Raw genomic sequence first — 21,336 nt, 5'->3', positions numbered from 1 at the left:
TACGCTCGGCGACATGACCGACCCGGGACCCGAGCTCGTCGACGCCCTGCGCGCCGCGCTGCGCACCGGCGCCGACCCCGAGCGGGCGGCAGGGCAGCAGCGCTACATGAAGAGCGCCATGCCGTTCCTCGGGCTCACCTCGCCGCGGCGGCGTGAGCTCGTCCGGCCGTTGCTCGACGACCCCGGGCTGCGCCTCGAGTCGCGCGGCGAGCTCGAGCGGGCGATCCGCTCCCTCTGGGACGGCGCGCGCTTCCGCGAGGAGCGGTATGCCGCCCTCGACCTCCTCCGCCACCGCGCCTACCGCGCCTGGCGCGACCCAGACCTCATGCCGCTCGTCGAGGACCTCGTCGTCACCGGCGCGTGGTGGGACCTCGTCGACGAGCTGTCGAACGTCATCGGGGAGGTGCTCCTCGTCGACCCTGAGGGGGAGGGCCTGCGGATGCGCGAGTGGGCCGAGAGCGACGACCTCTGGCTGCGGCGGTCGGCGATCATCAGCCAGCTCAGGCACCGGGACCGCACCGACACCGACCTGCTGGCCGAGGTCATCGAGGCCAACCTCGAGGACCGCGAGTTCTTCGTCCGCAAGGCGATCGGGTGGGCGCTGCGCCAGTACGCCCGCACCGACCCCACGTGGGTCCAGTCGTTCGTCGACCGGCACTCCGACCGCATCTCCGGCCTCAGCCGGCGAGAGGCCCTCAAGCACCTCTGAGGCGGATGGCCTCGTCCGGCCTCAGTCGCGCCGACGGCGGAAGTCCACGCCGGAGTCGACGAGCACCCGCCGCGCCCTCGCCACGCGCAGGGCGAAGAGGACGGCAGCGCCCACCACCCCGGCGTCGTCGACGAGGCCCAGCGGACCGAGTACGGCTTCGGGGACGACGTCGACGGGCACGACGAGGTAGAACCCGGCTGTGGCGAGGGCCACGACCCCCCGGGGAGGGATCCTGAACCGCCACATGAGCAGCCCGACGACGAGGAGGAACAGCGTGAGGACCACGCCGAGGGCGATGAGCACGGTCCGCATGACGTCATCCATGAGGCTAGTCTCCGGCACGTCGGCGTTCCGGCGGCTGGGGAGACCGGCTCAGGCGGCTGCCATGTCAGGGTCGTCGCCGGCGTGGGCGATCGAGTCGAGCTGGCGCCACACGAGCGCGAGGATGACGGCCGTGCCGACGAAGGCGAACCAGAACGGCGCAGTGAGCCCCCACCGCTCGGCGAGGGGCCCTCCGATGGCCTGACCGACGACGAGCCCGAGGAACAGCCCGGTCATGTAGACCGACCCCACCCGCCCTTGGTAGGCCGTGGGCACGGCACGCTGCCGCACGGTGTTGCTCACCGTCCCCCACGTGAAGGCGTAGGCGCCGAAGCCGAACATGATGACGATCGCCACCGTCCCGTTCGGAGCGAGCGCGAGCGCGAGGTGGGTGAGGACCTCGGCGAGCAGGCACACCTTCATGAGCAACGCGAGCGAGAACCGGCTCGACACCCGGTCGAACGACAGCGTCGCGATGACGCCGCCGACGGCGCTCGCGGTCGTCAGCAGGCCGAAGCCGACCTCGCCCATGTCGAGGTGGTCGAGCGAGTAGAGGACGAGTACCGACCACGCCGCGCCCCACGTGACGTTGAACGTGAGGATGACGAGCGCGAGCGTGCGCATCGCCGCGTGGTGGCGGATCCACCGCAGGCCGTCGCGGATGTCGGCCCGCACGTGGGTCTCGACCGACCCTCGGACGCCACCGCGGGGGAGGTCCACGCGCGCCACGAGCCCGATGGCGACGACGACGAGCAGGACCTGGGTGACGAAGGGCCACGCCATGCCCGCGGCGAAGAGGAAGGCCCCGACGGGCGGACCGACGAGCTGGTTGGCGGTGAGGAAGCCGGCCTGCAGCCGGACCTGCCCGGTGCGCAGGTCGTCGCGGCCGACGAGCATGGGCAGGAGCGTTCCGGCCGTCGAGTCGGCGAAGACCTCGCACACGCCGTAAAGGAACATCGTCACGAGGACGACGGCGATCGACACGTGGTCGCTGACGATGAACCCGCAGAGAGCCACGACGACGAGGACCCGCAGCGCGTTGGCGGTGACGATGATCCGCTTGCGGTCGACCCGGTCGGCGATCGCACCGGCCCACAGGCCGAGGAGGAGCCACGGCAGCCGCTGGAGCAGGGCCGCCATCGCCACGAGCGTGGGGTTGCGGGTCTGCGAGGCGACGAGCAGCGGACCGGCCGCGAGGGCGATGCCGTCACCGATGTTGCTCGTCCACGACGCCGACATGAGCCACCGGAACGGTCGTCCGAGGCGCGACGGCGCGAGCACTTCCCCCAGACGAGACACGAGGGACGACCCTAGCCCCGCGCTGGCCCGTCCGCGCGCCCATTCGTGCGCCTCGCAAGGCCCAAGCCTCCATGCCGGCCCACCCAGGGCGCGCGACCGCGCCCGCCGACCCGGCCACGCACCGCACGTGCGCCGAGGCAGGTGGATTTCTCGATCGCTGTACGTCGCGCATAGGATGGACCGCGGTTTTCGTGTGCTCGCACCCGGAACCAAATTCGCGCGTTCCGCGCCCGCTGACTGGAGCACCACGAAGCGGGGGGCGCACCACCACAGTCCGGAGCCACACGGCATACGGCGGGGTGTGTCAGGACGCCAGGCAGGTGCCCACGACCCGTGGGACACCGACGCAACTGAAACAAGCACAAGGAGAACACGGCATGGCCGTCGTCACCATGCGCCAGCTCCTCGAGAGCGGCGTCCACTTCGGGCACCAGACCCGTCGCTGGAACCCGAAGATGAAGCGCTTCATCATGACCGAGCGCAACGGGATCTACATCATCGACCTGCAGCAGTCGGTGACCTACATCAACAACGCCTACGAGTTCGTCCGCGAGACCGTCGCGCACGGCGGCTCGATCCTCTTCGTCGGCACGAAGAAGCAGGCGCAGGAGCCCATCGCCGAGCAGGCGACGCGCGTCGGCATGCCCTACGTCAACCACCGCTGGCTCGGTGGCATGCTCACCAACTTCCAGACGATCTCCAAGCGTCTGACCCGCCTCGTCGAGCTCGACGAGATCGACTTCGACGACGTCGCCGGCTCCGGCCGCACCAAGAAGGAGCTCCTGCTCCTCAAGCGTGAGCGCGACAAGCTCGACAAGACCCTCGGCGGCATCCGCGGCATGTCCAAGGTGCCGTCCGCCGTGTGGATCGTCGACACCAAGAAGGAGCACCTCGCGGTCGACGAGGCGCGCAAGCTCGGCCTCCCGGTCATCGCGATCCTCGACACCAACTGCGACCCCGACGAGGTCGACTACAAGATCCCCGGCAACGACGACGCGATCCGCTCCGTCACGCTGCTCACGCGGGTCATCGCCGACGCCGTCGCCGAGGGCCTCATCTCGCGCTCGGGTGGCAACGCCACCGCCGACGCCGAGGGTGCGGGCGAGGAGCCGCTGGCCGAGTGGGAGCGCGAGCTGCTCGGTGGCGACGCCGAGGCTGCTGCCGAGACCGCCGAGGCCGTGGCCCCCGAGGCCGGCGCGACCGCTGCCGCCGACGCCACCGAGGCCGCTCCGGTCGAGGCCGACGCCCCCGCCGAGGCCCCGGCCGACGCCGAGGCCGCCCCGGCCGAGCAGGCCTGAGCCTCTCCCTCCTTCCTGTCCGTCTTTCCACAGAAAGAAGCGCACATCCACATGGCGAACTACACCGCCGCTGACATCAAGGCGCTCCGTGAGTCCACGGGTGCCGGCATGCTCGACGTCAAGAAGGCCCTCGACGAGGCCGACGGCGACCAGGCCAAGGCCACCGAGATCCTCCGGGTCAAGGGCCAGAAGGGCGTGACCAAGCGCGAGGGCCGCACCACCTCCAACGGCCTGGTCATCGCCAAGGCCGAGGGTGGCGTGGGCACGCTCGTCGAGGTCCTCTGCGAGACCGACTTCGTCGCCAAGGGCGAGAAGTTCATCGCCCTCGCCGACCAGGTCTTCGCCCAGGCCGTCGAGACCAAGGCGGCCAACGCCGAGGAGCTGCTCGCGAGCACCCTCTCCGACGGCAGGACCGTCAAGGAGCTCCTCGACGACGCCAACGCGACGATCGGCGAGAAGATCGAGGTCAAGCGGGTCGCCCGTGTCGAGGCCCCGGTCGTGGCTGCCTACCAGCACAAGACCAGCCCGGACCTCCCCGCCCAGATCGGCGTCCTCGTGGCGACCGAGGGTGGCGACGAGCAGGTCGCTCGCGACGTCGCGATGCACGTCGCGGCGTTCAGCCCGACCGTCCTCACCCGTGACGAGGTCGACGCCGAGACGGTCGAGAACGAGCGTCGCGTCGCCGAGGCCACGGCCAAGGAGGAGGGCAAGCCCGAGGCTGCGCTGCCGAAGATCGTCGAGGGTCGCGTCAACGGCTACTTCAAGGAGAACGTCCTGCTCGAGCAGCCGTTCGCCAAGGAGCCGAAGAAGACCGTCGCCAAGGTCCTCGAGGAGGCCGGCGCCAAGGCCACCTCCTTCGCCCGCTTCCGCGTCGGTGGCTGACCTGTTGGTCTGAACCACGCACCACAGGTATGCCGTCCGCTCACCGCCCACGCAGAACGTGGGACCCGGAGCGGGCGGCATACCTGCGTCTGCGCCACTCTTTTCCCGCCTGAAGTGGGTTTGTCGCACTTCAGTGGGAACCGTTGTGCTCCGAAGTCAGCCCTTCCCACCGGAAGTGGGGGCCAGGCCGCGGGTGAGCCACGGCTGGAAGAGTCGCGTCATCCTCGGCAGGATCGCGTAGGTCATGAGCGGCGTCGCGACGAGCGTCGACAGCAGCACCCGGGCCCACGTCGGCCAGCCGCCGGTGACCGGCGCGAAGAGGTAGCCCAGCGCCACGGACGTCGGGAAGAACGCGAGCCAGATGACGACCATCTGCTTCCAGCGCGGGGGAGCGGGCGGTGCGACCGGCGCCGACAGGTCGGTGATGTCGCGGTCTTCGGGCTCGTCGAACCAGCCCTCGATGCCGGTGCGGTGCTCGACCCGCGTGTCCTCGACGAGGTTGCTGCCCGCGGTGAGCCACCTGTTGCGCTCGGTCGACTCCTGCCAGGTGGCGAGGGAGTCGCGCGAGTCGAACCGGTAGAGCATGTGCCAGTCGGTCGACTGCGGCGAGGGTCGCACCCACCCCGAGCCGAGGAACCCGGGGAAGTGGCTGGCCATCTGGGTGCCGGCGTCGGCCCAGGCCCGCATGAGGAGCTCGTCCTCGGGACGCACCCGGCGGGTGATGGCGACGGTCACGGGTCCGGCGCCCGGGGACGGCGGTGCGGTGGGGGAGTCGGTCACACCCCCCAGTGTGCCGACCTCCGACGGACGTCCTCGACGGCGGACAGCTCACCTCACCTCCCAGACCGTGACGGTCCCGGCACTGAAGCGTGGAGTGGCGAAGCGGGTGAGCTCGGGCGAGACCGGGGTCGCGGTGCTGTCGGACACGAGCCACGACAGCCCGAGCTTCCGCTTCATCGCGGCGAAGCCCTCGGTCGTCGGCGCGGTGAAGAGCGCGTCGTTCTCGGCACGGCGCGCGGGGTAGGGGTCCGGCCGGGTCGGACCGCCGAAGACGGGGACGTAGGCCCACGACTCGAGGACGGTCTGACGACCGCCGAGGCCGCTCACCCAGTAGAGGTTCGAGGCGCAGGCGCGTTCGACGATCCCGCGCGAGCAGTGCCGGTTGGTGGCGACGACGGCGTCGGGCGGCGTGTGGGTGGCGACCCACGCCATCGCCGCCGCGCCGCCGGCGGGCAGGGGGATGTCGTTGGGGCCGCGTGGCGTCGTCACGACCTGCCGGGTCCGGCCCTCGAGGGCGTCGACGACCGGGACGACCGTGCGCTGACGCACGGCGTGGGCCGGCGCTCCGACGACGAGCGCGGACACGACGACCGTGGCGGCGACCCCTCGGCTCCGCCCGGCTCGGCGCCCGAGGAGGACGACGCCCAGCGCGATGAGGAGCAGCCCTCCCACGAAGACGAGCAGCGACTCGGCGAAGGCCCAGCGCCAGGCATGCAGGCTCTGCGCCTCGGCGCCTGTGAGCGGTGGCACGAGCCGCGCGGTGAGCCAGGCGAGGGCAGCCCCGGCGACGGCGCCGGCCGCCGCGACGGCAGCGCCGACGCGTCGCCCTCGCAGGCGTCGGACGGCGCCCACGAGCACCCAGGCCTGCACCGCCGCGCCGTAGGCCAGCGCGAGGCGGACGAAGTAGACCTGGCTGTATGCCGGGTGCATGAGCAGGAGGTAGCCGCCCAGCGAGGCGACCAGCGCCCCTCCCACGAACCACGCGGCCGGGTCGCGTCGCACCGACCGGGAGAGGAAGGCGAAGACGCCGAGGCCCGTGCCCAGGTGACTGAAGGCAAGTGCGACGAGCATGAGCACGACGATCTGCGCGGCTCGGGCGCTCACCCCGGCGAACCCGTCGCCGGAGGTCCCGCCGGCGCCGCCCGCCGTGTCGGTCACGGCCCGGAACAGCGGGTGGAAGCTCATGAACCCGAACGGGCGCAGTTGGCTCGTGCTGTCGCTGCCCGAGAACGTCGTCGCGGTGAGCGGGAGGAGCGCGGCGCAGGCGAGGAACAGGCCCAGCGCGGCCCGGGCCCGGACCCGGTCGCGCAGGACCAGCCGGCCGGCCACGGCCGCGACGAGGGCCCCGCAGGCCACGGTCGGCAGGACCACCGGCTTGCCGCCCCCGGCGGCGAGGAGCAGACCGGCGAGCACGACCCAGCCGCCCCTGCCCACCGGCTCACCCCTTAGCGCCGGCACGACGAGCGTCATCGCCGCGAGCGTCAGCACGACGACGTAGCCGTGGCTGGGGCTGAACGGCACGAGCGGCGACTCGGCGACGTGCACCGGCAGCACCTGGACGCCGCGCAGGGCCGAAAAGATCCACGCCGCGAGGACCCCCGCGGCCCAGCTGCCGGAGAGCCTGCGGGCGAGCACGGAGACGAGCACACCGCCCGCGGCGAGGACGGCCACCGGCCACAGACGGAGCAGGACGACCGCCTCCGGCACCCCCGAGACCACGCTCGCCGCAGCCATGTCGGCGTCGGAGAACCAGTGGTACTCGGCGGTGAGCCCCGCGACCTGCGGCACCTCGGGTGGCACGGACCGCAGGATGGCGTGCACGAGGGCGAGGTGCCACGGCAGGTCGACGTAGTAGACGCCCTGCGCCGGCGGGAGCGGGAAGTCGACGAAGGGCCGCGCGGCGAGGACCCCGACCACGGCGACGGCACCCGCCACGCCCCAGTGCCACCAGAGCGGGGCCGCGTCGACGCGCCCGCCCGAGCCGTCCCTCGTCCAGCACCGCCGCCGCAGTACCGGCACGAGCAGCGAGGCCACGACCACCGGCACCGGCCACCAGCGTGCCCACGAGGCGTGGCCGGCCAGCACGGCGAGCACGAGTGCCACGAGCTGCCCGACCATGCCCGTCGCGGCACCGAGCGCGAGGTCCTCGACTGCAGGACGGTCCACCGGTGGCCGCAGCGCCCGCACGATCAGCGTTCCCGGCAGCACGACGCCCAGGGCGAGGTAGACGGCATACCGGAGGACGTCCTCGGCCGGGGTCTCGTGGATGAGGAGGTAGGACACCGGGAGGGCGAGGCCGAGGACCCAGGGCAGCACCCGCGCAGCGAGACCCATGATGGACGGCACGCCCGGTCGGCCCGGGTAGGGCGGCTGGACGCGCTCCGCCCGGGCGCGACGATCCTCCTCGCGCACGGCGCTGGGCTCAGCCGTTCGATGGAGGCCTGACTGCTGCCCCATGCCTCAACGCTAGCGGGGGCGCCGCCGCCGTACCGGCGTCTTCGGGCGATGTGCGAGGATTCGGGGCACCGCCAGCAGACACTGCCGAGGAGGCACGGTGACCACTGACGTCCAGACGCAGCTCGCTCCGACGACCACCGCAGGGCGGCCCCGACGGGTCCTGCTCAAGCTCAGCGGTGAGGTGTTCGGCGGCGGCAGGATCGGCGTCGACCCCGAGGTCGTGCGGGGCATCGCCGCCCAGATCGCCGCAGCCATCCGCGAGGGGACCCAGGTCGCCATCGTCGTCGGCGGCGGCAACTTCTTCCGCGGCGCCGAGCTGCAGCAGAAGGGCATGGAGCGCTCGCGCGCCGACTACATCGGCATGCTGGGCACGGTGATGAACTGCCTCGCCCTCCAGGACTTCCTCGAGAAGGAGGGCATCGACACCCGGGTCCAGACCGCCATCGCGATGGGCCAGGTCGCCGAGCCCTACATCCCGCGTCGCGCGATCCGCCACCTCGAGAAGGGGCGCGCCGTGATCTTCGGTGCCGGAGCCGGTATGCCGTACTTCTCCACCGACACGGTGAGCGCGCAGCGGGCGCTGGAGTGCCAGTGCGACATGGTGCTCATGTCCAAGAGCGGCGTCGACGGTGTCTACGACTCCGACCCGCGCACGAACCCCGACGCCCGCAAGCTCGAGACCGTGACCTACGGCGACGCCCTCCGACGCGGCCTCAAGGTCGTCGACGCGGCCGCCTTCAGCCTCTGCATGGAGAACGGCCTGCCGATGATGGTCTTCGGCATGGAGGGCGCGGGCAACATCACCCGGGCCATCCAGGGCGAGCGCATCGGCACGCTCGTCACGGCCTGAGGCCCGGCCACCACGGCGTTCGCGCCATTGTTTGACAGACTGGACCCTGCCGCTCCACCGGGCGGCACGGCATACCGAAGGAGACCTGCGCCCATGATCGACGACACGATGCTCGAGGCCGAGGAGAAGATGGAGAAGGCCGTCGAGGTGGCCAAGGACAACTTCGCCGGCATCCGCACCGGCCGAGCCCACCCGGGCATGTTCAACAAGGTCGTCGTCGACTACTACGGCGCGCCGACCCCGCTGCAGCAGCTCGCGTCCTTCCAGACGCCCGAGGCGCGCACGATCCTCATCTCTCCGTTCGACAAGGGCGCGATGTCCAACATCGAGAAGGCCCTGCGCGACGCCGACCTCGGCGTCAACCCCTCGAACGACGGCAACGTCATCCGCTGCATCCTCCCGCAGCTCACCGAGGAGCGCCGCAAGGAGTACATCAAGATGGCGCGCGGCCAGGCCGAGGACGCCAAGGTCGCCATCCGCAACATCCGGCGGCAGGCCAAGGAGTCCATCGAGAAGCTCGTCAAGGACGGCGAGGTCGGCGAGGACGAGGGCTCGCGCGCCGAGAAGGACCTCGAGGGCGTGACGAAGAAGTACGTCGACACCGTCGACGAGGTGCTCAAGAGCAAGGAGACCGAGCTGCTCGAGGTCTGACCTCGGGCAGTCGTTGCGCGCATGAGCGACTCCTCCACGACCGACGAGCCCGCGGCCGCTTCCGCGCCCGTGCCGGCGGCCGCCGCCACCGACACGTCCGCCGGCGCTGCCACGTCGGCCGGCACCGACGGCAAGGGCAGGACGAAGGCCGGTCGCAACCTGCCGGCGGCGATCGGCGTCGGCGTCGGCCTCGCGGCGCTCGTCATCGCCTCGCTCGTCTTCCGGCGCGAGCTCTTCCTGCCGGTCCTCGTCGTCGCCATCGTCATCGGCGCGTGGGAGATGCGGCGGGCGGTCCGCCAGGCCGGGCTCGACGTGCCGTTCGTGCCCGTCGTCATCGGCGCGGTCTCGATGCTGCTGTCGGCCTTCTACCGCGGGCCCGAGGCGCTCGTCCTCACCTTCGGGCTCACCTGCGTCGGCATCCTCGTCTGGCGCGTCGCCGACGGGCTCGACGGCGCGATGCGCGACATCTCGGGCGCGCTCTTCGTCTCGCTCTACCCGTGCTTCCTCGGCGGGTTCGCCTCGCTGCTGCTCTCCGCCGACGACGGGCACCTGCGGATCATCTACTTCGTCCTCGTCACGGTCGCCTCCGACATCGGCGGCTACGCGTTCGGGGTCTTCCTCGGCAAGCACCCGATGGCGCCGTCGCTGTCGCCGAAGAAGTCGTGGGAGGGCTTCGGCGGCTCCGCGTTCACGTGCGCGGTCGTCGGCGCCGTCGGCCTTGCGACCCTCCTCGACGGGGTGTGGTGGCAGGGCGCGGTCATCGGCGTCGTCGTCGCCGCGGCTGCCACGATCGGCGACCTCATCGAGTCGAGCATCAAGCGCGACCTCGGGATCAAGGACATGGGCAGCCTCCTCCCCGGCCACGGCGGGCTCATGGACCGGCTCGACTCCCTCCTCGTCTGCATCCCCGTCGTGTGGGCGCTGCTGCTCTGGGCCGCCCCGGTCACCTGACCTCCGAGCGGCCGCAGCCACTCCCCGTCCGGCCACGCCCGCTCGGGTTCGGAGCCAGCGCCTCAGCAGTGGGACACTGGACCCGATGACTTCGCTCCCAGAACCCACCGTCGGCCGTCCCGCGCCCGGCCAGCTGACCTTCCAGGCGCCGCGTCGGGGCAAGCCCCCGCGCCACCTCGCCGACCTCAGCCCCGCCGAGCGCAAGGCCGCCGTCGAGGAGCTCGGCCACAAGGGCTTCCGCGCCAAGCAGCTCTCGACGCACTACTTCGAGCGGCTCGTCGAGTCGCCCGAGGAGATGACCGACCTGCCCAAGGCCATGCGCGACCAGCTCGTCGCCGACCTCCTGCCGCCGCTGCTCACTCCGGTCCGCACTCTCGAGGCCGACCACGGCGCGACGCTCAAGTCCGTGTGGCGCCTGCACGACGGCGCACTCGTCGAGTCGGTGCTCATGCGCTATCCCAGGCGCGTGACGATCTGCATCTCGAGCCAGGCCGGCTGCGGCATGAACTGCCCCTTCTGTGCCACCGGCCAGGCCGGGCTCACCCGCAACATGTCGGCCGCCGAGATCGTCGAGCAGGTCGTCGATGCCAACCGCAAGCTGCGCCACGGCGCCCTGCCGGCCATCGGTGCGACCCACCCCGCGGAGGCCGGCCTCGGCGACGAGGCGGAGGACGACGTCGAGGCCTCGTCGCTCGGACCCCAGCGCGTGTCCAACGTCGTCTTCATGGGCATGGGGGAGGCGCTGGCCAACTACAAGTCCGCCATCGGCGCGATCCGCCGCCTCACCGACCCCAGCCCCGACGGCCTCGGCATGAGCGCCCGCGGCATCACGATGTCGACCGTCGGCCTGGTGCCCGGCATCGACAGGCTCACCGCCGAGGGCATCCCGGTGACCCTCGCTCTCAGCCTGCACGCGCCCGACGACGAGCTGCGGGACGAGCTCGTCCCGATCAACACCCGCTGGAAGGTCGACGAGGCGCTCGACGCGGCCCACCGCTACTACGAGGCGACCGGTCGCCGCGTGAGCATCGAGTACGCCCTCATCAAGGACATCAACGACCACGCGTGGCGGGCCGACCTCCTCGGGGAGAAGCTCGTAGCCCGCGGCAAGGGCTGGGTGCACGTCAACCCGATCCCGCTCAACCCCACGCCGGGCTCGAAGTGGACCGCCTCGCGCCGCGGCGTCGAGCAGCAGTTCGTCGAGCGGCTGCGCGCCCACGGAATCCCGACGACCGTCCGCGACACCCGCGGCTCCGACATTGACGGCGCCTGCGGCCAGCTGGCGGCCACGACCGCCTGACAGAGCGCGACCACGAAGGGGACCGCGGGTCCCACGGTCCGCGCGGGCCCGGCATACCGGCTCGTTGTCGTATGCCGGCCGCCCACCTCTGTCAGGCCGGGTCGCCTCGCTGGTCGTGGAAGACCAGCGGATCCGGGAGGTTCGCCCGGGGGACGCTCCACGCCTCGACCTGCACCGGCGCCAAAGGGCACTGCGCGCCTCCGCTCTCGATGACCAGCTGAAGGACGTCGTCGTCGAGGCCAGGCTCGGGGTCTCGTCCAGGCGATCACGTCACTGTGACGTGAGCCCGTGTCGTCCGGTTCCGCGGGAGCGCCAAGCCGGCGCGACTACGCTGGAGCGATGCGCCTGCGTCTCGCCGCGGCCGGCATCGTCGCCGCCCTCGCCCTCACCGCCTGCGGCGGCACCCTGCCCGACAACCTTCGTGGCGAGGACTCGCACTCCAGCAGCCACGGTGCCGCGTCGTCCCCGGAGAAGGCGCCCGCGAGCGCGAAGCCAACGAAGCCCGAGGAGCCGGAGGTGGCCCTGCGCAAGGGTGAGGCCTTCCAGGAGATCTCGATGGCGGCGAAGTACACGCCCAAGGCCCCGTTCGGCAGCGGCACCGACGACTACCGCTGCTTCCTCGTCGACCCGAAGTTTGCGCAGGACATGATCGTCAGTGGCGTCAAGGTCATGCCCGACAACCCCGACGCCGTGCACCACGTCATCCTCTACAAGGTCGAGCCGCAGGACGTCGCCGCCGCCAAGGCACAGGACGCGCGGGACGAGGGCGACGGCTGGACCTGCTTCGGGGGCACCGGCATCAAGGGCGGTGCCGCCTCGCAGATCAACAGCGCCGAGTGGGTCGCCGCGTGGGCGCCGGGCGGGGGTGAGCGGGTCATGGCCGAGGACATCGGCATCCCGCTGGCCAAGGGCTCGCAGCTCGTCATGCAGATGCACTACAACCTCCTCGTCGGCGACGGACCCGACCAGAGCAGCGCCCGGCTCCGGCTCACCCCGGCAGCGGCGGGCACGAAGACCCCGCTCCAGACGATGCTCCTGCCGGCGCCCGTCGAGCTGCCCTGCCGCAAGGGCACGCCCGGCGAGCTCTGCGCCCGCACGCCCGCCGTCGCCGACATCCGCGCTCGCTTCGGCGAGCAGGTGGCGACGGCCGACCTGCTCCACCTGCTGTGCGGCGAGCTGAAGCCCGGGCCCACCCAGTCCTGCACGCGGCCCGTCACCCAGGCCGGCCAGATCCGCGCGGTCGCCGGTCACATGCACCTGCTCGGCAAGTCGATCACCGTCGACGTCAACAAGGGCACGCCGCAGGCGAAGCGGGTCCTCGACATCCCCGTGTGGAACTTCGACGACCAGGACGCGATCCCGCTGCCCAAGCCGCAGCCGATCACAAAGGGCGACACGCTCACCGTGACGTGCACCCACGACCAGGCGATGCGCGACGTGCTGCCGGCCTACGAGGGCACGCGCGAACGCTACGTCGCCTGGGGCGAGGGCACGACCGACGAGATGTGCCTCGGGGTCGTCCTGCTCACGCGCGGCTGAGCACGACCTCGGCGGCCTCCTCGACCGTGTCGACGAGGTGCACGACCTGCCCGAGCCCTCGGTCGCGGCCCAACGCCTCGATGGCGTGCCAGACGGGGACGTCACGCGACCAGTGCTCGACGCCGACGAGGACGAGCGGCGGCAGGGTGCGCTCCGCCTCGGCGTAGTAGAGCGGCGTCACCGACTGGAAGATCTCCTGCACCGTGCCGGCCGCGCCGTGCAGGACGACGAGGCCCGCGGTCGACCTCGCGAGCAGCCCGTCCTCGCGGACGGCGTTGCTGAAGTACTTCGCGATCCCGTTGCAGAAGACGTTGGGCGGCTCGTGACCGTAGAACCACGTGGGGATCCCGATTGAGCGCACGCGGCTGTCCGCGACCGGCTGCCGCAGGACCTCGTCGTGGACCCGGAGCGCGATGCCGGCCCAGTCGTCGATGGACGGCCGGAACGACGGTATGCCGGCCAGTCGCCCGAGCGTGTCGCGCAGGACCTCCTCGTTCGGGCAGAGCGCCCCGAGGTTGGCGGCCTCCATCGCCCCCGGTCCGCCGCCGGTGGCCACCACGAGCCCCGCGGTGGCGAGCCGGTGCCCGAGACGGGCGGCGCCGGCATACGCATCGCCGTCGCGCGAGAGCGCGTGCCCACCCATGACGCCGACGACGGGGGAGCCGCCGAGGAACTCGGTGAGGGCATCGCTCACCGAGTCGTCGTGGATGGCGCGCAGCAGGCTGACGAAGACGTCGTGGTGGAGGGTGGCGTCGCGCGACCAGTGGTAGGCCAGCGCGTCGGGGGTCTGCTCGTAGCCGCGCTCGGCGAGGCCGTCATAGAGCTCGTGCGGCTGGTAGAGCGTCGCGCGGTAGGGGTTGACCGGCGCGTGCGGGTCGGTCGGGAAGACGAGGGCGCCATGCAGTCGCAGGTGGGCGTCGAGCGCGGGGGAGAGCCGGCCACCGAGGACGACGAGGGCCTCGAGGTCGGTGCGCGCGAGCAGCTGGTCCTCGTGACCGGTGAGGTCGAGGTCCTGGATCCGGAGACCCGCGAGCGGTGCGCCGCTCGACAGGGCCGCGTCCAGGTCGCCGAGGGTCTCGATCTCGTCCATGCCGATCATCCTGCCCGCGGTTAGGGTCGAAGCATGGCTCCCGTGACGCAGAAGTCCGTCCTGTCCTCCGTCCCCACCCAGCTTCTCGTCGGTGGGGAGTGGCGTGACTCGCTCAGCGCGACGACGTTCCCGGTGCACGACCCGGCGACAGGGAGCGTGCTCGTCGAGGTCGCCAACGGGACGGTCGCGGACGGCGAGGCCGCCCTCGACGCAGCCGTTGCGGCACAGGCGGACTGGGCCGCGACGGCGCCTCGGGACCGCGGCGAGATCCTGCGCCGCGCGTTCGAGCTGCTCACCGAGCGGACCGACGAGTTCGCCATGCTCATGACGCTCGAGATGGGCAAGCCGCTGGCCGAGTCGCGCGGCGAGGTCGCCTACGCCGCGGAGTTCTTCCGGTGGTTCTCGGAGGAGGCGGTGCGCATCCACGGCAGGTATGCCGTCAACCCGGCGGGCGGGTCACGCCTCCTCACGATGCAGAAGCCGGTCGGCCCGACCTTCATGATCACGCCGTGGAACTTCCCGCTGGCGATGGGGACCCGCAAGATCGGGCCGGCCGTCGCCGCGGGCTGCACGATGGTCGTCAAGCCGGCCCAGGAGACGCCGCTGTCGATGCTCGCCCTGGCGGCGCTGCTGCAGGAGGCCGGCCTGCCCGACGGCGTCCTCAACGTCGTCACCACCTCGGACACCGCCGTCGTCTCGGAGCCGATCATCCGCGACCCGCGGCTGCGCAAGCTCACCTTCACCGGCTCGACCGCAGTCGGACGCAGGCTCGTGGAGCAGTCGGCGGAGCAGCTGCTCCGGGTGTCGATGGAGCTCGGCGGCAACGCACCCTTCCTCGTCTTCGACGACGCCGACCTCGATGCCGCCGTCGAGGGGGCGATGCTCGCCAAGATGCGCAACATCGGCGAGGCGTGCACCTCGGCGAACCGCTTCCTCGTCCACGAGTCGGTCGCCGAGGAGTTCGGTGAGAAGCTCGCCGGGCGCATGGGCGGGCTCACTGTCGGCAAGGGCACCTTGTCCGGTGTCGAGGTGGGCCCCCTCATCACGGCCAAGGCCCGCGACGGCGTCCACGAGCTCGTGCAGGAGGCCGTGGACAAGGGCGCCCGGCTGCTCACCGGCGGCGAGCCGGTGGCTGGCCGCGGCCACTTCTACGCCCCCACCGTGCTCGTCGACGTGCCGGCCGACGCGCGGGTCCTCGGGGAGGAGATCTTCGGACCCGTGGCGCCGATCACGACCTTCGTCGACGAGGCCGAGGCGGTGCGGCAGGCGAACTCGACCGAGTACGGCCTCGTCGCCTACGCCTACACGCGCGACCACGCCCGGGTGCTGCTGGTGAGCGAGGCGCTCGACTTCGGCATGGTCGGCATCAACACCGGCATCGTGTCGAACGCGGCCGCGCCGTTCGGCGGCGTCAAGCACTCCGGTTTCGGTCGCGAGGGCGGGTTCGAGGGCATCTCGGAGTACCTCGAGACGACCTACGTCTCGCTCAACCCCTGACGCCCCACAGCCGCCCCGGTGCACAACTCGCCAATTCCCCTCGTTCGGTACGGATGGCCTGTGTACCGAACGAGGGGAATTGGCGAGTTGTGCACGGGTCAGGTGTCGATGCGGAGCGCCTCGACGGGCGCCACGGCGACGGCCCGCCGGGCCGGACCCTGCGACGCGGCGAGGACGAGCACGACGCCGGCCGCGGCGATGGCAAGAGGGGCACCGAACGGCATACCCCAGACAAGTCCCTCGGTGGGCGCGCCGACGAGCGCCTGCGCCCCGGCCGACCCGTAGACGAGACCGAGCACCGCGCCGAAGAAGACGGCCGAGGCCGACAGCGCGACCGACTCCTTCGTGATCATCGTGCGGACCTGGCGGCGGGTGAAGCCGAGCGAGCGGAGCAGCCCGATCTCGCGGTGCCGCTGGATGACGCTGAGCGACATCGTGCTCACGAAGCCGACGGCGGCGATGACCGACGAGATGACGATGATGCAGACGAGCACCGTCGAGGTCACGGCATAGACCTGGTCGGCCTGGGCGCGCTGGGCCGCGTCGACGTCCCACGACGCGACGCTGTCGCGCAGCGCCGACATGCCCGAGGTGAACGTCGTCACGAGGGCGACGCCGATGACGAGCCCCATCGTCGAGCGCGTCGTGCGCAGCGGGTCGAGCACGGCGTTGCGCCGGGCCACGACGCTCGCCGGGTCGCTCCCGAGCATGCGGCTCAGCGCCCCGACGACGCCGGGGATGACGAACCGTGCACCCACGAGGAAGCCGGTCCCCGAGCCGGCCGCGCCGAGGAAGGCGAGGACGAAGCCCGCCGCCGGGTTCGACTCCCCGAGCGCCGCCCCGAGCGCGAGGACGAGCAGCCCGCCGGTGATGCCGGTGCCTGCGATGACCGCACGCCACACCGACGCCGACCGCGGCGCAGCCGTGTGGGCCGCGGTCCCGGCAAGCGCCGCGGCCGGTGACACCCGGAGGACGCCACGCGACCCCAGCCAGCCCGCGACCGTCGCCGAGGCGCTGATCGCCACGAGCGCACCGCCGAGCTGCCACGTCGCCCACGGGTAGTCCGCCTCGGGCAGGGTTCCGCGGGCGACGAGGACGAGCCGGACGGCGTGGGTGAGCGAGGTCCCCACGGCGAGTCCAGCCGTGGCGCCCAACGCGCCCACGACCGCGGTTCCGCGCATGAGCGACGACCTCAGCTCCCGGCCGCGGGCACCCAGGAGCCGGAGCAGCGCGATGTGGCGCAGCCGGCCGGCGACGACCGTGTCGACGGCGCCGACGATGACGATTGCGCCGACATAGAGCGCGATGAGGATGAAGACGCCGGCGACGATCCCGAGCAGCAGCCCGACCGACCCGCCCGACTGGCCGCTGACCGTCGACAGGACCGACGAGGTCGTCATGAGCGTCGCGGCATAGGCGCCGCAGAGGGCGGCGACGAGCCCGACCGTGCCGAGCTCGCGCAGGCTCCCGAGGACGAGGTTGCGCCTCATGCCGCGCCCACCTCGAAGCCGATGAGGAGGTCGGAGATCTGCTGCGGCGACAGCGGCCCGTGGTCGCCGACGAGCCGGCCGTCGGCTATGACGAGGATGCGGTCGGCATAGGAGGCGGCGACCGGGTCGTGGCTCACCATCGCGATCGTCTGGCCGTACTCCCGGGCCGCCGTGCGCAGCAGGGTGAGCACCTCCCGCGACGAGCGCGAGTCGAGGTTGCCGGTGGGCTCGTCGGCGAAGATCACGGACGGTCGTGCGGCGAGAGCCCGAGCGATGGCGACGCGCTGCTGCTGGCCGCCGGACAGCTCGCTCGGCCGGTGCTCGATCCGCTCGCCGAGGCCGAGGGTGACGACGAGGTGGTCGATCCACCGCTGCTGCTCGGCGTCGACCCGGCGCCCGGCGAGCTCGAACGGCAGGAGGATGTTCTCGCGGGCCGAGAGCGTCGGCACGAGGTTGAACGCCTGGAAGACGAAACCCACCTCCTCGCGGCGCAGCCTCGTGCGTGCATCGTCGTCGAGGTGCGTGAGCGGCCTGCCGGCGAGCATGACCTCGCCGCTTGTCACGTCGTCGAGCCCGGCGGCGACGTTCATGAGCGTCGACTTGCCCGAGCCGGACGGGCCCATGATCGCGGTGAACCCGCCACGGGTGATGTCGACGCTGATCTCGTCGAGGGCGGCCACCCTGCCGGTGCCCTCGCCGTAGATCCGGGAGGCCCGACGCAGCGAGACGACGGCCGGGTGGGACTCGTTCTGGTGTGGTGTCGATGTCATGGTGACGACGCTAGGAACGCGCCCCGCCAGGGCACATCGGGCAGGAGAGGCATCCGGGTCCGTCCAGCGATGTATCCCAGCGCCCCTCCCGCGGGTGACAACCACCCGTATGCCGTGGAGCGACCGCCCTTCGCCCCTCACCTCTGCGGTCCGTAGGGTGCGGGGCATGAGCCAGACCCCCTCGACCTTCACCGACCCCGCGACCATCGACGGGCTGTCGCACGCCGTCCGCGAGTCCGGGGGTGCGCTCGGTCCGCAGACCGCCCTGTGGCGGGCGATGTTCGGGCTCGAGCGGTGGTTCTTCGTCGCGCGGGGGACGATGCCCGACGTCGGCCCGCTCGTCGGCACCGTCGACGAGGTGTCCTCGCTCCTCGCCTTCACCACCGGTGGTCGCGCCCGCGAGTTCGCGCTGGCCAACGGCTTCAGCGAGGAGCAGGCCAACCAGGTCCTCGCCGTGCCCAGCGGCAACATCCTCGCGATGTGCGACCAGTTCGCCGAGCACGGCGTCAAGCGCATCGTCGTCGACCAGGGCGTGCTCGGCTTCTTCGCACCGCTCGAGCAGCTGCGGCCGATCCACGACTTCATCGAGCAGCACCCCGTCCAGGGCTGACGCCAGCCCTCGGGTGTCCGACCGTCGACCGCCCGCTCGGGACCTGGGTCAGAGCAGGCCGTGCTCGTAGGCGTAGACGACGAGCTGCACCCGGTCGCGCAGCGCCAGCTTGGTGAGGACGCGCGAGACGTGTGTCTTGACCGTCGCCTCGGAGAGGAACTCGGCGGCGGCGATCTCGGCGTTCGACAGGCCCTGGGCCGCCCGCAGGAGGATCTCGCGCTCGCGTGGGGTCAGCCGCTCGAAGTCTGCTCCCGGGGCGGCGGTCGTGCGCTGCCGGAAGCGCTCGAAGACGGCCCGCGTCGCACCGGCCGCGACGATCTGGGTCCCCTCTGCGACGGCCCGGATCGCGGCGAGGAGCAGCTCGGGCCGGGCGTCCTTGAGGACGAAGCCCGAGGCGCCCGCCTCGATCGCGTCGGCGGCGAGCTCGTCGAGGTCGAAGGTCGTGAGCACGAGGACCCGCGGCGCCTCCTCCCCGAAGCGGGCGAGCAGCCGGCGGGTCGCCTCCACCCCGTCGACGCGCGGCATCCGGACGTCCATGAGCACGACGTCGGGCCGGCACTGCTCGACGAGCGCGACGACCTCGTCGCCGTCGCCCGCCTGCCCGACGACCTGCAGGTCGTCCTGGCTCGACACGACCATGGCGATCCCGGCCCGGAAGAGGGCCTGGTCGTCGACGAGGGCGACGCGCACGCTCACGCCGGAGCCTCGCCGTCCGAGGACGTCCGCACCTGTCGCGGCAGGTGGGCCTCGACGACCCAGCGGTCCCCGTCGCGGGCCGACGACAGCCTGCCGCCGGCGACGTGGGCCCGCTCGGCCATGCCGGCGATGCCGTGCCCTCCGGACGGAGGTGCGGGCTCGGCTGCACCGGCGGAGTTGGTCACCCGGAGACGGTAGCCGTCGGTCCAGTCGACCTGGACCTCCACCGGTCGGGTGAGGTCGCCGTGCTTGAGGGCGTTCGTGAGCGACTCCCCGAGGAGCCGGTGGGCCGTGAGCGCCACGAGCGGGGACCCGTCGGGCGAGCCGGTCTCGGACATCCGCAGGTCCATGCCGGACGCGCGCATGCGGTCGAGCAGGGCCTCCTGCTGGGCGGGCCCGGGCGTCGTCGGCCGGAGCTCACGGTCCCGCAGGCGGGCGACGAGGGTGCGCAGGTCGCCGATGGCAGTGCGGGCCGTCTCCCCGATGACCTCGAGGGCGCGCTCGGCCTCGGCAGGCCTGTCCCGCAACGCATACCGCGCGCCGTCGCTCTGCGCGGCGACGACCGCCCAGGAGTGCGCGACGACGTCGTGCATGTCGGCGGCGATCCGGCGGCGCTCCTGCTCGAGGTCGTAGAGCTCGGTCACCCGGCGCACCTCGAGCGCCTCCAGCTGTGCGTCGACCCGCGCCTGCACGGCCTGCCGCTGCTGCCACCGGACGTAGCCCCAGCCCCACCCGCCGAGGCACACGACCGCCGCGGTCGACCCGAGCCCGACGGCCGCGGCCCCGCGCTGCAGCCCACCGAGGTCGAGCCCTCCGCGGGTCGCGCCGTAGGTCGCCGCACCGAGCACGGCGACCCCGGCCGCGACGAGACCGAAGCGGCGGACCCGGGCGTCGCGGTGCGCGCCGAGCGTGAGGAAGAGGACGGCATACGCGATGTTGGCGAGGTAGGCGATGTCGTCGCCGACGACCTGCGCGACAGAGCCGGCGACGGCGAAGGCGGACATGAGCGGCCACGACACCCGGCGCAGCCCCAGGGCCACGGCGAGCAGGACCGCCGCCAGCGCCGGCCACACGCCGAGCGCGACGTGGACCGCGAGCATGAGGAGGCCGAAGGCGACGGCCACCGCGACGTCGGCGAGCAGCTGACGGCGGGTCGGCCGCTCGTCGCCCCACACGTCGCTCACGGGTCAAGGCTAGGCGGGCGCTCGACGGCCGGCGTCAGTCTCAGGGCGGACCCACCTCCGCCGCACGGCGTATGCCGGCCGCCCACGGCACAATGTCGATCGTGACCCCACCCGTGGCCGGACGCCGCTCGAGCCTCATGTGGCTCGTGCCGCTCGCCGTGGCCGTGCTCGTCGCGGTGCTCTGGTGGACGGGCAGCCACGGGTCGTCGGGTGGCGGTGGTGACGACCGGGGCGCCCGGCCCACGGCCACGGCGCGACCCAGCCCGACGGCATACCCCTCCGTCCTGGAGACGCCCGACTCGGGGCTGGACACGATCGACGAGTCGGCCCTGCCCGCCGAGGGGCGGGTGACGCTCGACCGCATCCGTGGGGGAGGGCCCTTCCCCTACGAGCAGGACGACAAGACCTTCCAGAACCGCGAGGGCATCCTGCCCGAGCAGAAGCGCGGCTACTACCGCGAGTACACCGTCGAGACACCGGGATCGAGCGACCGCGGTGCCCGCCGGATCATCAGCGGCACCGCCGGCGACCGCTTCTGGACCGACGACCACTACGACAGCTTCCGGCAGATCAAGGAAGGCCAGTGATGCGCGTTCTCGGAGACCGGGTCGACCTCGACGGGCTCGTCGCCGACGCCGTCGAGGAGGGGCGGCAGGTGCAGGTCGTGCACGGCCGGGCGACGAAGGCCGAGACGCTCGAGGCGTTCTCGGAGGCGCTCAACTTCCCCGAGTGGTTCGGCATGAACCTCGACGCGCTCGCCGACTGCCTCGACACGCTCGCCCGCGAGAGCGACGGGGACTGGGAGATCGTGTGGGACGACGCGGCCGAGCTCCGGCGCACCGACCCGCGGGCGGCGACCGGCATCGAGTCGGTCCTGGCCGAGCTCGACGAGGTCCACCCGAGCGTCCACGTGACGATCATCGACCGCTGACGAGCGTCTCGAGGGCTTCCCGGAGCCGCTG

21 protein-coding genes are annotated in these 21,336 nt (G+C 72.2%); 12 read left to right on the top strand and 9 right to left on the bottom strand.

Translation table 11 applies throughout. From position 1 onward, the window contains the following. The first annotated feature begins 13 nt into the window (after positions 1-13). Complete coding sequence (locus tag ACOJV7_RS14210; protein ID WP_420190879.1) at positions 14-709, top strand: DNA alkylation repair protein; 696 nt, start codon at positions 14-16, stop codon at positions 707-709. Between the two features lie 21 nt (positions 710-730). On the opposite strand, the gene ACOJV7_RS14205 is transcribed toward ACOJV7_RS14210, so the two are convergent. After that, the gene (locus ACOJV7_RS14205; protein WP_420190878.1) at positions 731-1,033 is read right to left on the bottom strand and encodes a DUF1232 domain-containing protein; all 303 of its coding nucleotides are present in this window, start codon (positions 1,031-1,033) and stop codon (positions 731-733) included. A 48-nt stretch (positions 1,034-1,081) separates the two neighbouring features. Next, on the bottom strand, positions 1,082-2,329 hold the full coding sequence (locus ACOJV7_RS14200; protein ID WP_420190877.1) for an MFS transporter: 1,248 nt from the start codon (positions 2,327-2,329) through the stop codon (positions 1,082-1,084). A gap of 377 nt (positions 2,330-2,706) precedes the next feature. On the opposite strand from ACOJV7_RS14200, the gene rpsB reads away from it, so the two are divergent. Next, positions 2,707-3,627 (top strand): 30S ribosomal protein S2, encoded by a 921-nt coding sequence (rpsB, locus tag ACOJV7_RS14195; protein WP_420190876.1) that lies wholly within the window; start codon positions 2,707-2,709, stop codon positions 3,625-3,627. 51 nt (positions 3,628-3,678) lie between these two features. Next, entirely contained in the window at positions 3,679-4,509 is an 831-nt protein-coding gene (tsf, locus tag ACOJV7_RS14190; RefSeq protein WP_420190875.1) for a translation elongation factor Ts, read from the top strand. Between the two features lie 156 nt (positions 4,510-4,665). Here the strand turns inward: tsf and ACOJV7_RS14185 are convergent, their stop codons facing one another. Continuing rightward, positions 4,666-5,289, bottom strand: a complete 624-nt coding sequence (locus tag ACOJV7_RS14185) for an antibiotic biosynthesis monooxygenase (RefSeq protein ID WP_420190874.1) — start codon at positions 5,287-5,289, stop codon at positions 4,666-4,668. Between the two features lie 48 nt (positions 5,290-5,337). Beyond that, the gene (locus ACOJV7_RS14180; protein ID WP_420190873.1) at positions 5,338-7,746 is read right to left on the bottom strand and encodes a hypothetical protein; all 2,409 of its coding nucleotides are present in this window, start codon (positions 7,744-7,746) and stop codon (positions 5,338-5,340) included. Positions 7,747-7,843: 97 nt separating this feature from the next. Between ACOJV7_RS14180 and pyrH the strand changes: the two genes are divergently transcribed. The 5 genes from pyrH (at position 7,844) to ACOJV7_RS14155 (ending at position 13,037) form a co-directional block, all read left to right on the top strand. Next, on the top strand, positions 7,844-8,596 hold the full coding sequence (gene pyrH, locus ACOJV7_RS14175; RefSeq protein ID WP_420190872.1) for a UMP kinase: 753 nt from the start codon (positions 7,844-7,846) through the stop codon (positions 8,594-8,596). 93 nt (positions 8,597-8,689) lie between these two features. Further along, complete coding sequence (gene frr / locus ACOJV7_RS14170) at positions 8,690-9,247, top strand: ribosome recycling factor (protein ID WP_420190871.1); 558 nt, start codon at positions 8,690-8,692, stop codon at positions 9,245-9,247. A 21-nt stretch (positions 9,248-9,268) separates the two neighbouring features. Further along, positions 9,269-10,198, top strand: a complete 930-nt coding sequence (locus tag ACOJV7_RS14165; protein ID WP_420190870.1) for a phosphatidate cytidylyltransferase — start codon at positions 9,269-9,271, stop codon at positions 10,196-10,198. An 85-nt stretch (positions 10,199-10,283) separates the two neighbouring features. Further along, positions 10,284-11,498, top strand: a complete 1,215-nt coding sequence (rlmN, locus tag ACOJV7_RS14160; RefSeq protein WP_420190869.1) for a 23S rRNA (adenine(2503)-C(2))-methyltransferase RlmN — start codon at positions 10,284-10,286, stop codon at positions 11,496-11,498. A gap of 339 nt (positions 11,499-11,837) precedes the next feature. Further along, positions 11,838-13,037 carry a monooxygenase gene (locus ACOJV7_RS14155; protein WP_420190868.1) on the top strand — a complete coding sequence of 400 codons (1,200 nt, stop codon included), beginning with the start codon at positions 11,838-11,840 and terminating at the stop codon, positions 13,035-13,037. Here ACOJV7_RS14155 and ACOJV7_RS14150 read toward each other — a convergent pair. Continuing rightward, positions 13,024-14,127: an LOG family protein gene (locus ACOJV7_RS14150; protein ID WP_420190867.1), complete on the bottom strand. Its 1,104-nt coding sequence runs from the start codon at positions 14,125-14,127 to the stop codon at positions 13,024-13,026. The two genes, ACOJV7_RS14155 and ACOJV7_RS14150, sit on opposite strands and share 14 nt — an antisense overlap. 33 nt (positions 14,128-14,160) lie before the next feature. Here ACOJV7_RS14150 and ACOJV7_RS14145 point away from each other — a divergent pair, with 33 nt between their 5' ends. Next, the gene (locus ACOJV7_RS14145; RefSeq protein ID WP_420190866.1) at positions 14,161-15,624 is read left to right on the top strand and encodes an NAD-dependent succinate-semialdehyde dehydrogenase; all 1,464 of its coding nucleotides are present in this window, start codon (positions 14,161-14,163) and stop codon (positions 15,622-15,624) included. Positions 15,625-15,722: 98 nt separating this feature from the next. Here ACOJV7_RS14145 and ACOJV7_RS14140 read toward each other — a convergent pair whose 3' ends face one another. Both ACOJV7_RS14140 and ACOJV7_RS14135 read right to left on the bottom strand, forming a co-directional pair. Continuing rightward, positions 15,723-17,114: an ABC transporter permease gene (locus tag ACOJV7_RS14140; protein WP_420190865.1), complete on the bottom strand. Its 1,392-nt coding sequence runs from the start codon at positions 17,112-17,114 to the stop codon at positions 15,723-15,725. Continuing rightward, on the bottom strand, positions 17,111-17,884 hold the full coding sequence (locus ACOJV7_RS14135) for an ABC transporter ATP-binding protein (RefSeq protein ID WP_420190864.1): 774 nt from the start codon (positions 17,882-17,884) through the stop codon (positions 17,111-17,113). The genes ACOJV7_RS14140 and ACOJV7_RS14135 overlap by 4 nt, the downstream gene beginning before the upstream one ends. 166 nt (positions 17,885-18,050) lie before the next feature. Here ACOJV7_RS14135 and ACOJV7_RS14130 point away from each other — a divergent pair, with 166 nt between their 5' ends. Then, positions 18,051-18,494: a hypothetical protein gene (locus ACOJV7_RS14130; protein ID WP_420190863.1), complete on the top strand. Its 444-nt coding sequence runs from the start codon at positions 18,051-18,053 to the stop codon at positions 18,492-18,494. Positions 18,495-18,542: 48 nt separating this feature from the next. On the opposite strand, the gene ACOJV7_RS14125 is transcribed toward ACOJV7_RS14130, so the two are convergent. Then, a complete protein-coding gene (locus tag ACOJV7_RS14125; protein WP_420190862.1) occupies positions 18,543-19,190 on the bottom strand; it encodes a response regulator in 648 nt (215 codons plus the stop codon). Then, complete coding sequence (locus ACOJV7_RS14120; protein WP_420190861.1) at positions 19,187-20,374, bottom strand: sensor histidine kinase; 1,188 nt, start codon at positions 20,372-20,374, stop codon at positions 19,187-19,189. The genes ACOJV7_RS14125 and ACOJV7_RS14120 overlap by 4 nt, the downstream gene beginning before the upstream one ends. Positions 20,375-20,466: 92 nt before the next feature. On the opposite strand from ACOJV7_RS14120, the gene ACOJV7_RS14115 reads away from it, so the two are divergent. Both ACOJV7_RS14115 and ACOJV7_RS14110 read left to right on the top strand, forming a co-directional pair. Then, positions 20,467-20,961, top strand: a complete 495-nt coding sequence (locus ACOJV7_RS14115; protein WP_420190860.1) for a guanyl-specific ribonuclease — start codon at positions 20,467-20,469, stop codon at positions 20,959-20,961. After that, complete coding sequence (locus ACOJV7_RS14110; RefSeq protein WP_420190859.1) at positions 20,961-21,305, top strand: barstar family protein; 345 nt, start codon at positions 20,961-20,963, stop codon at positions 21,303-21,305. The genes ACOJV7_RS14115 and ACOJV7_RS14110 overlap by 1 nt, the downstream gene beginning before the upstream one ends. Positions 21,306-21,336 lie beyond the last annotated feature (31 nt).

The sequence above is a fragment of the Knoellia tibetensis genome, assembly GCF_048606415.1.
Classification (GTDB): domain Bacteria; phylum Actinomycetota; class Actinomycetes; order Actinomycetales; family Dermatophilaceae; genus Knoellia; species Knoellia tibetensis.
The sequence above is the reverse complement of the archived record's forward strand: the minus strand, read 5'-3'. Positions and strand labels throughout refer to the sequence as shown.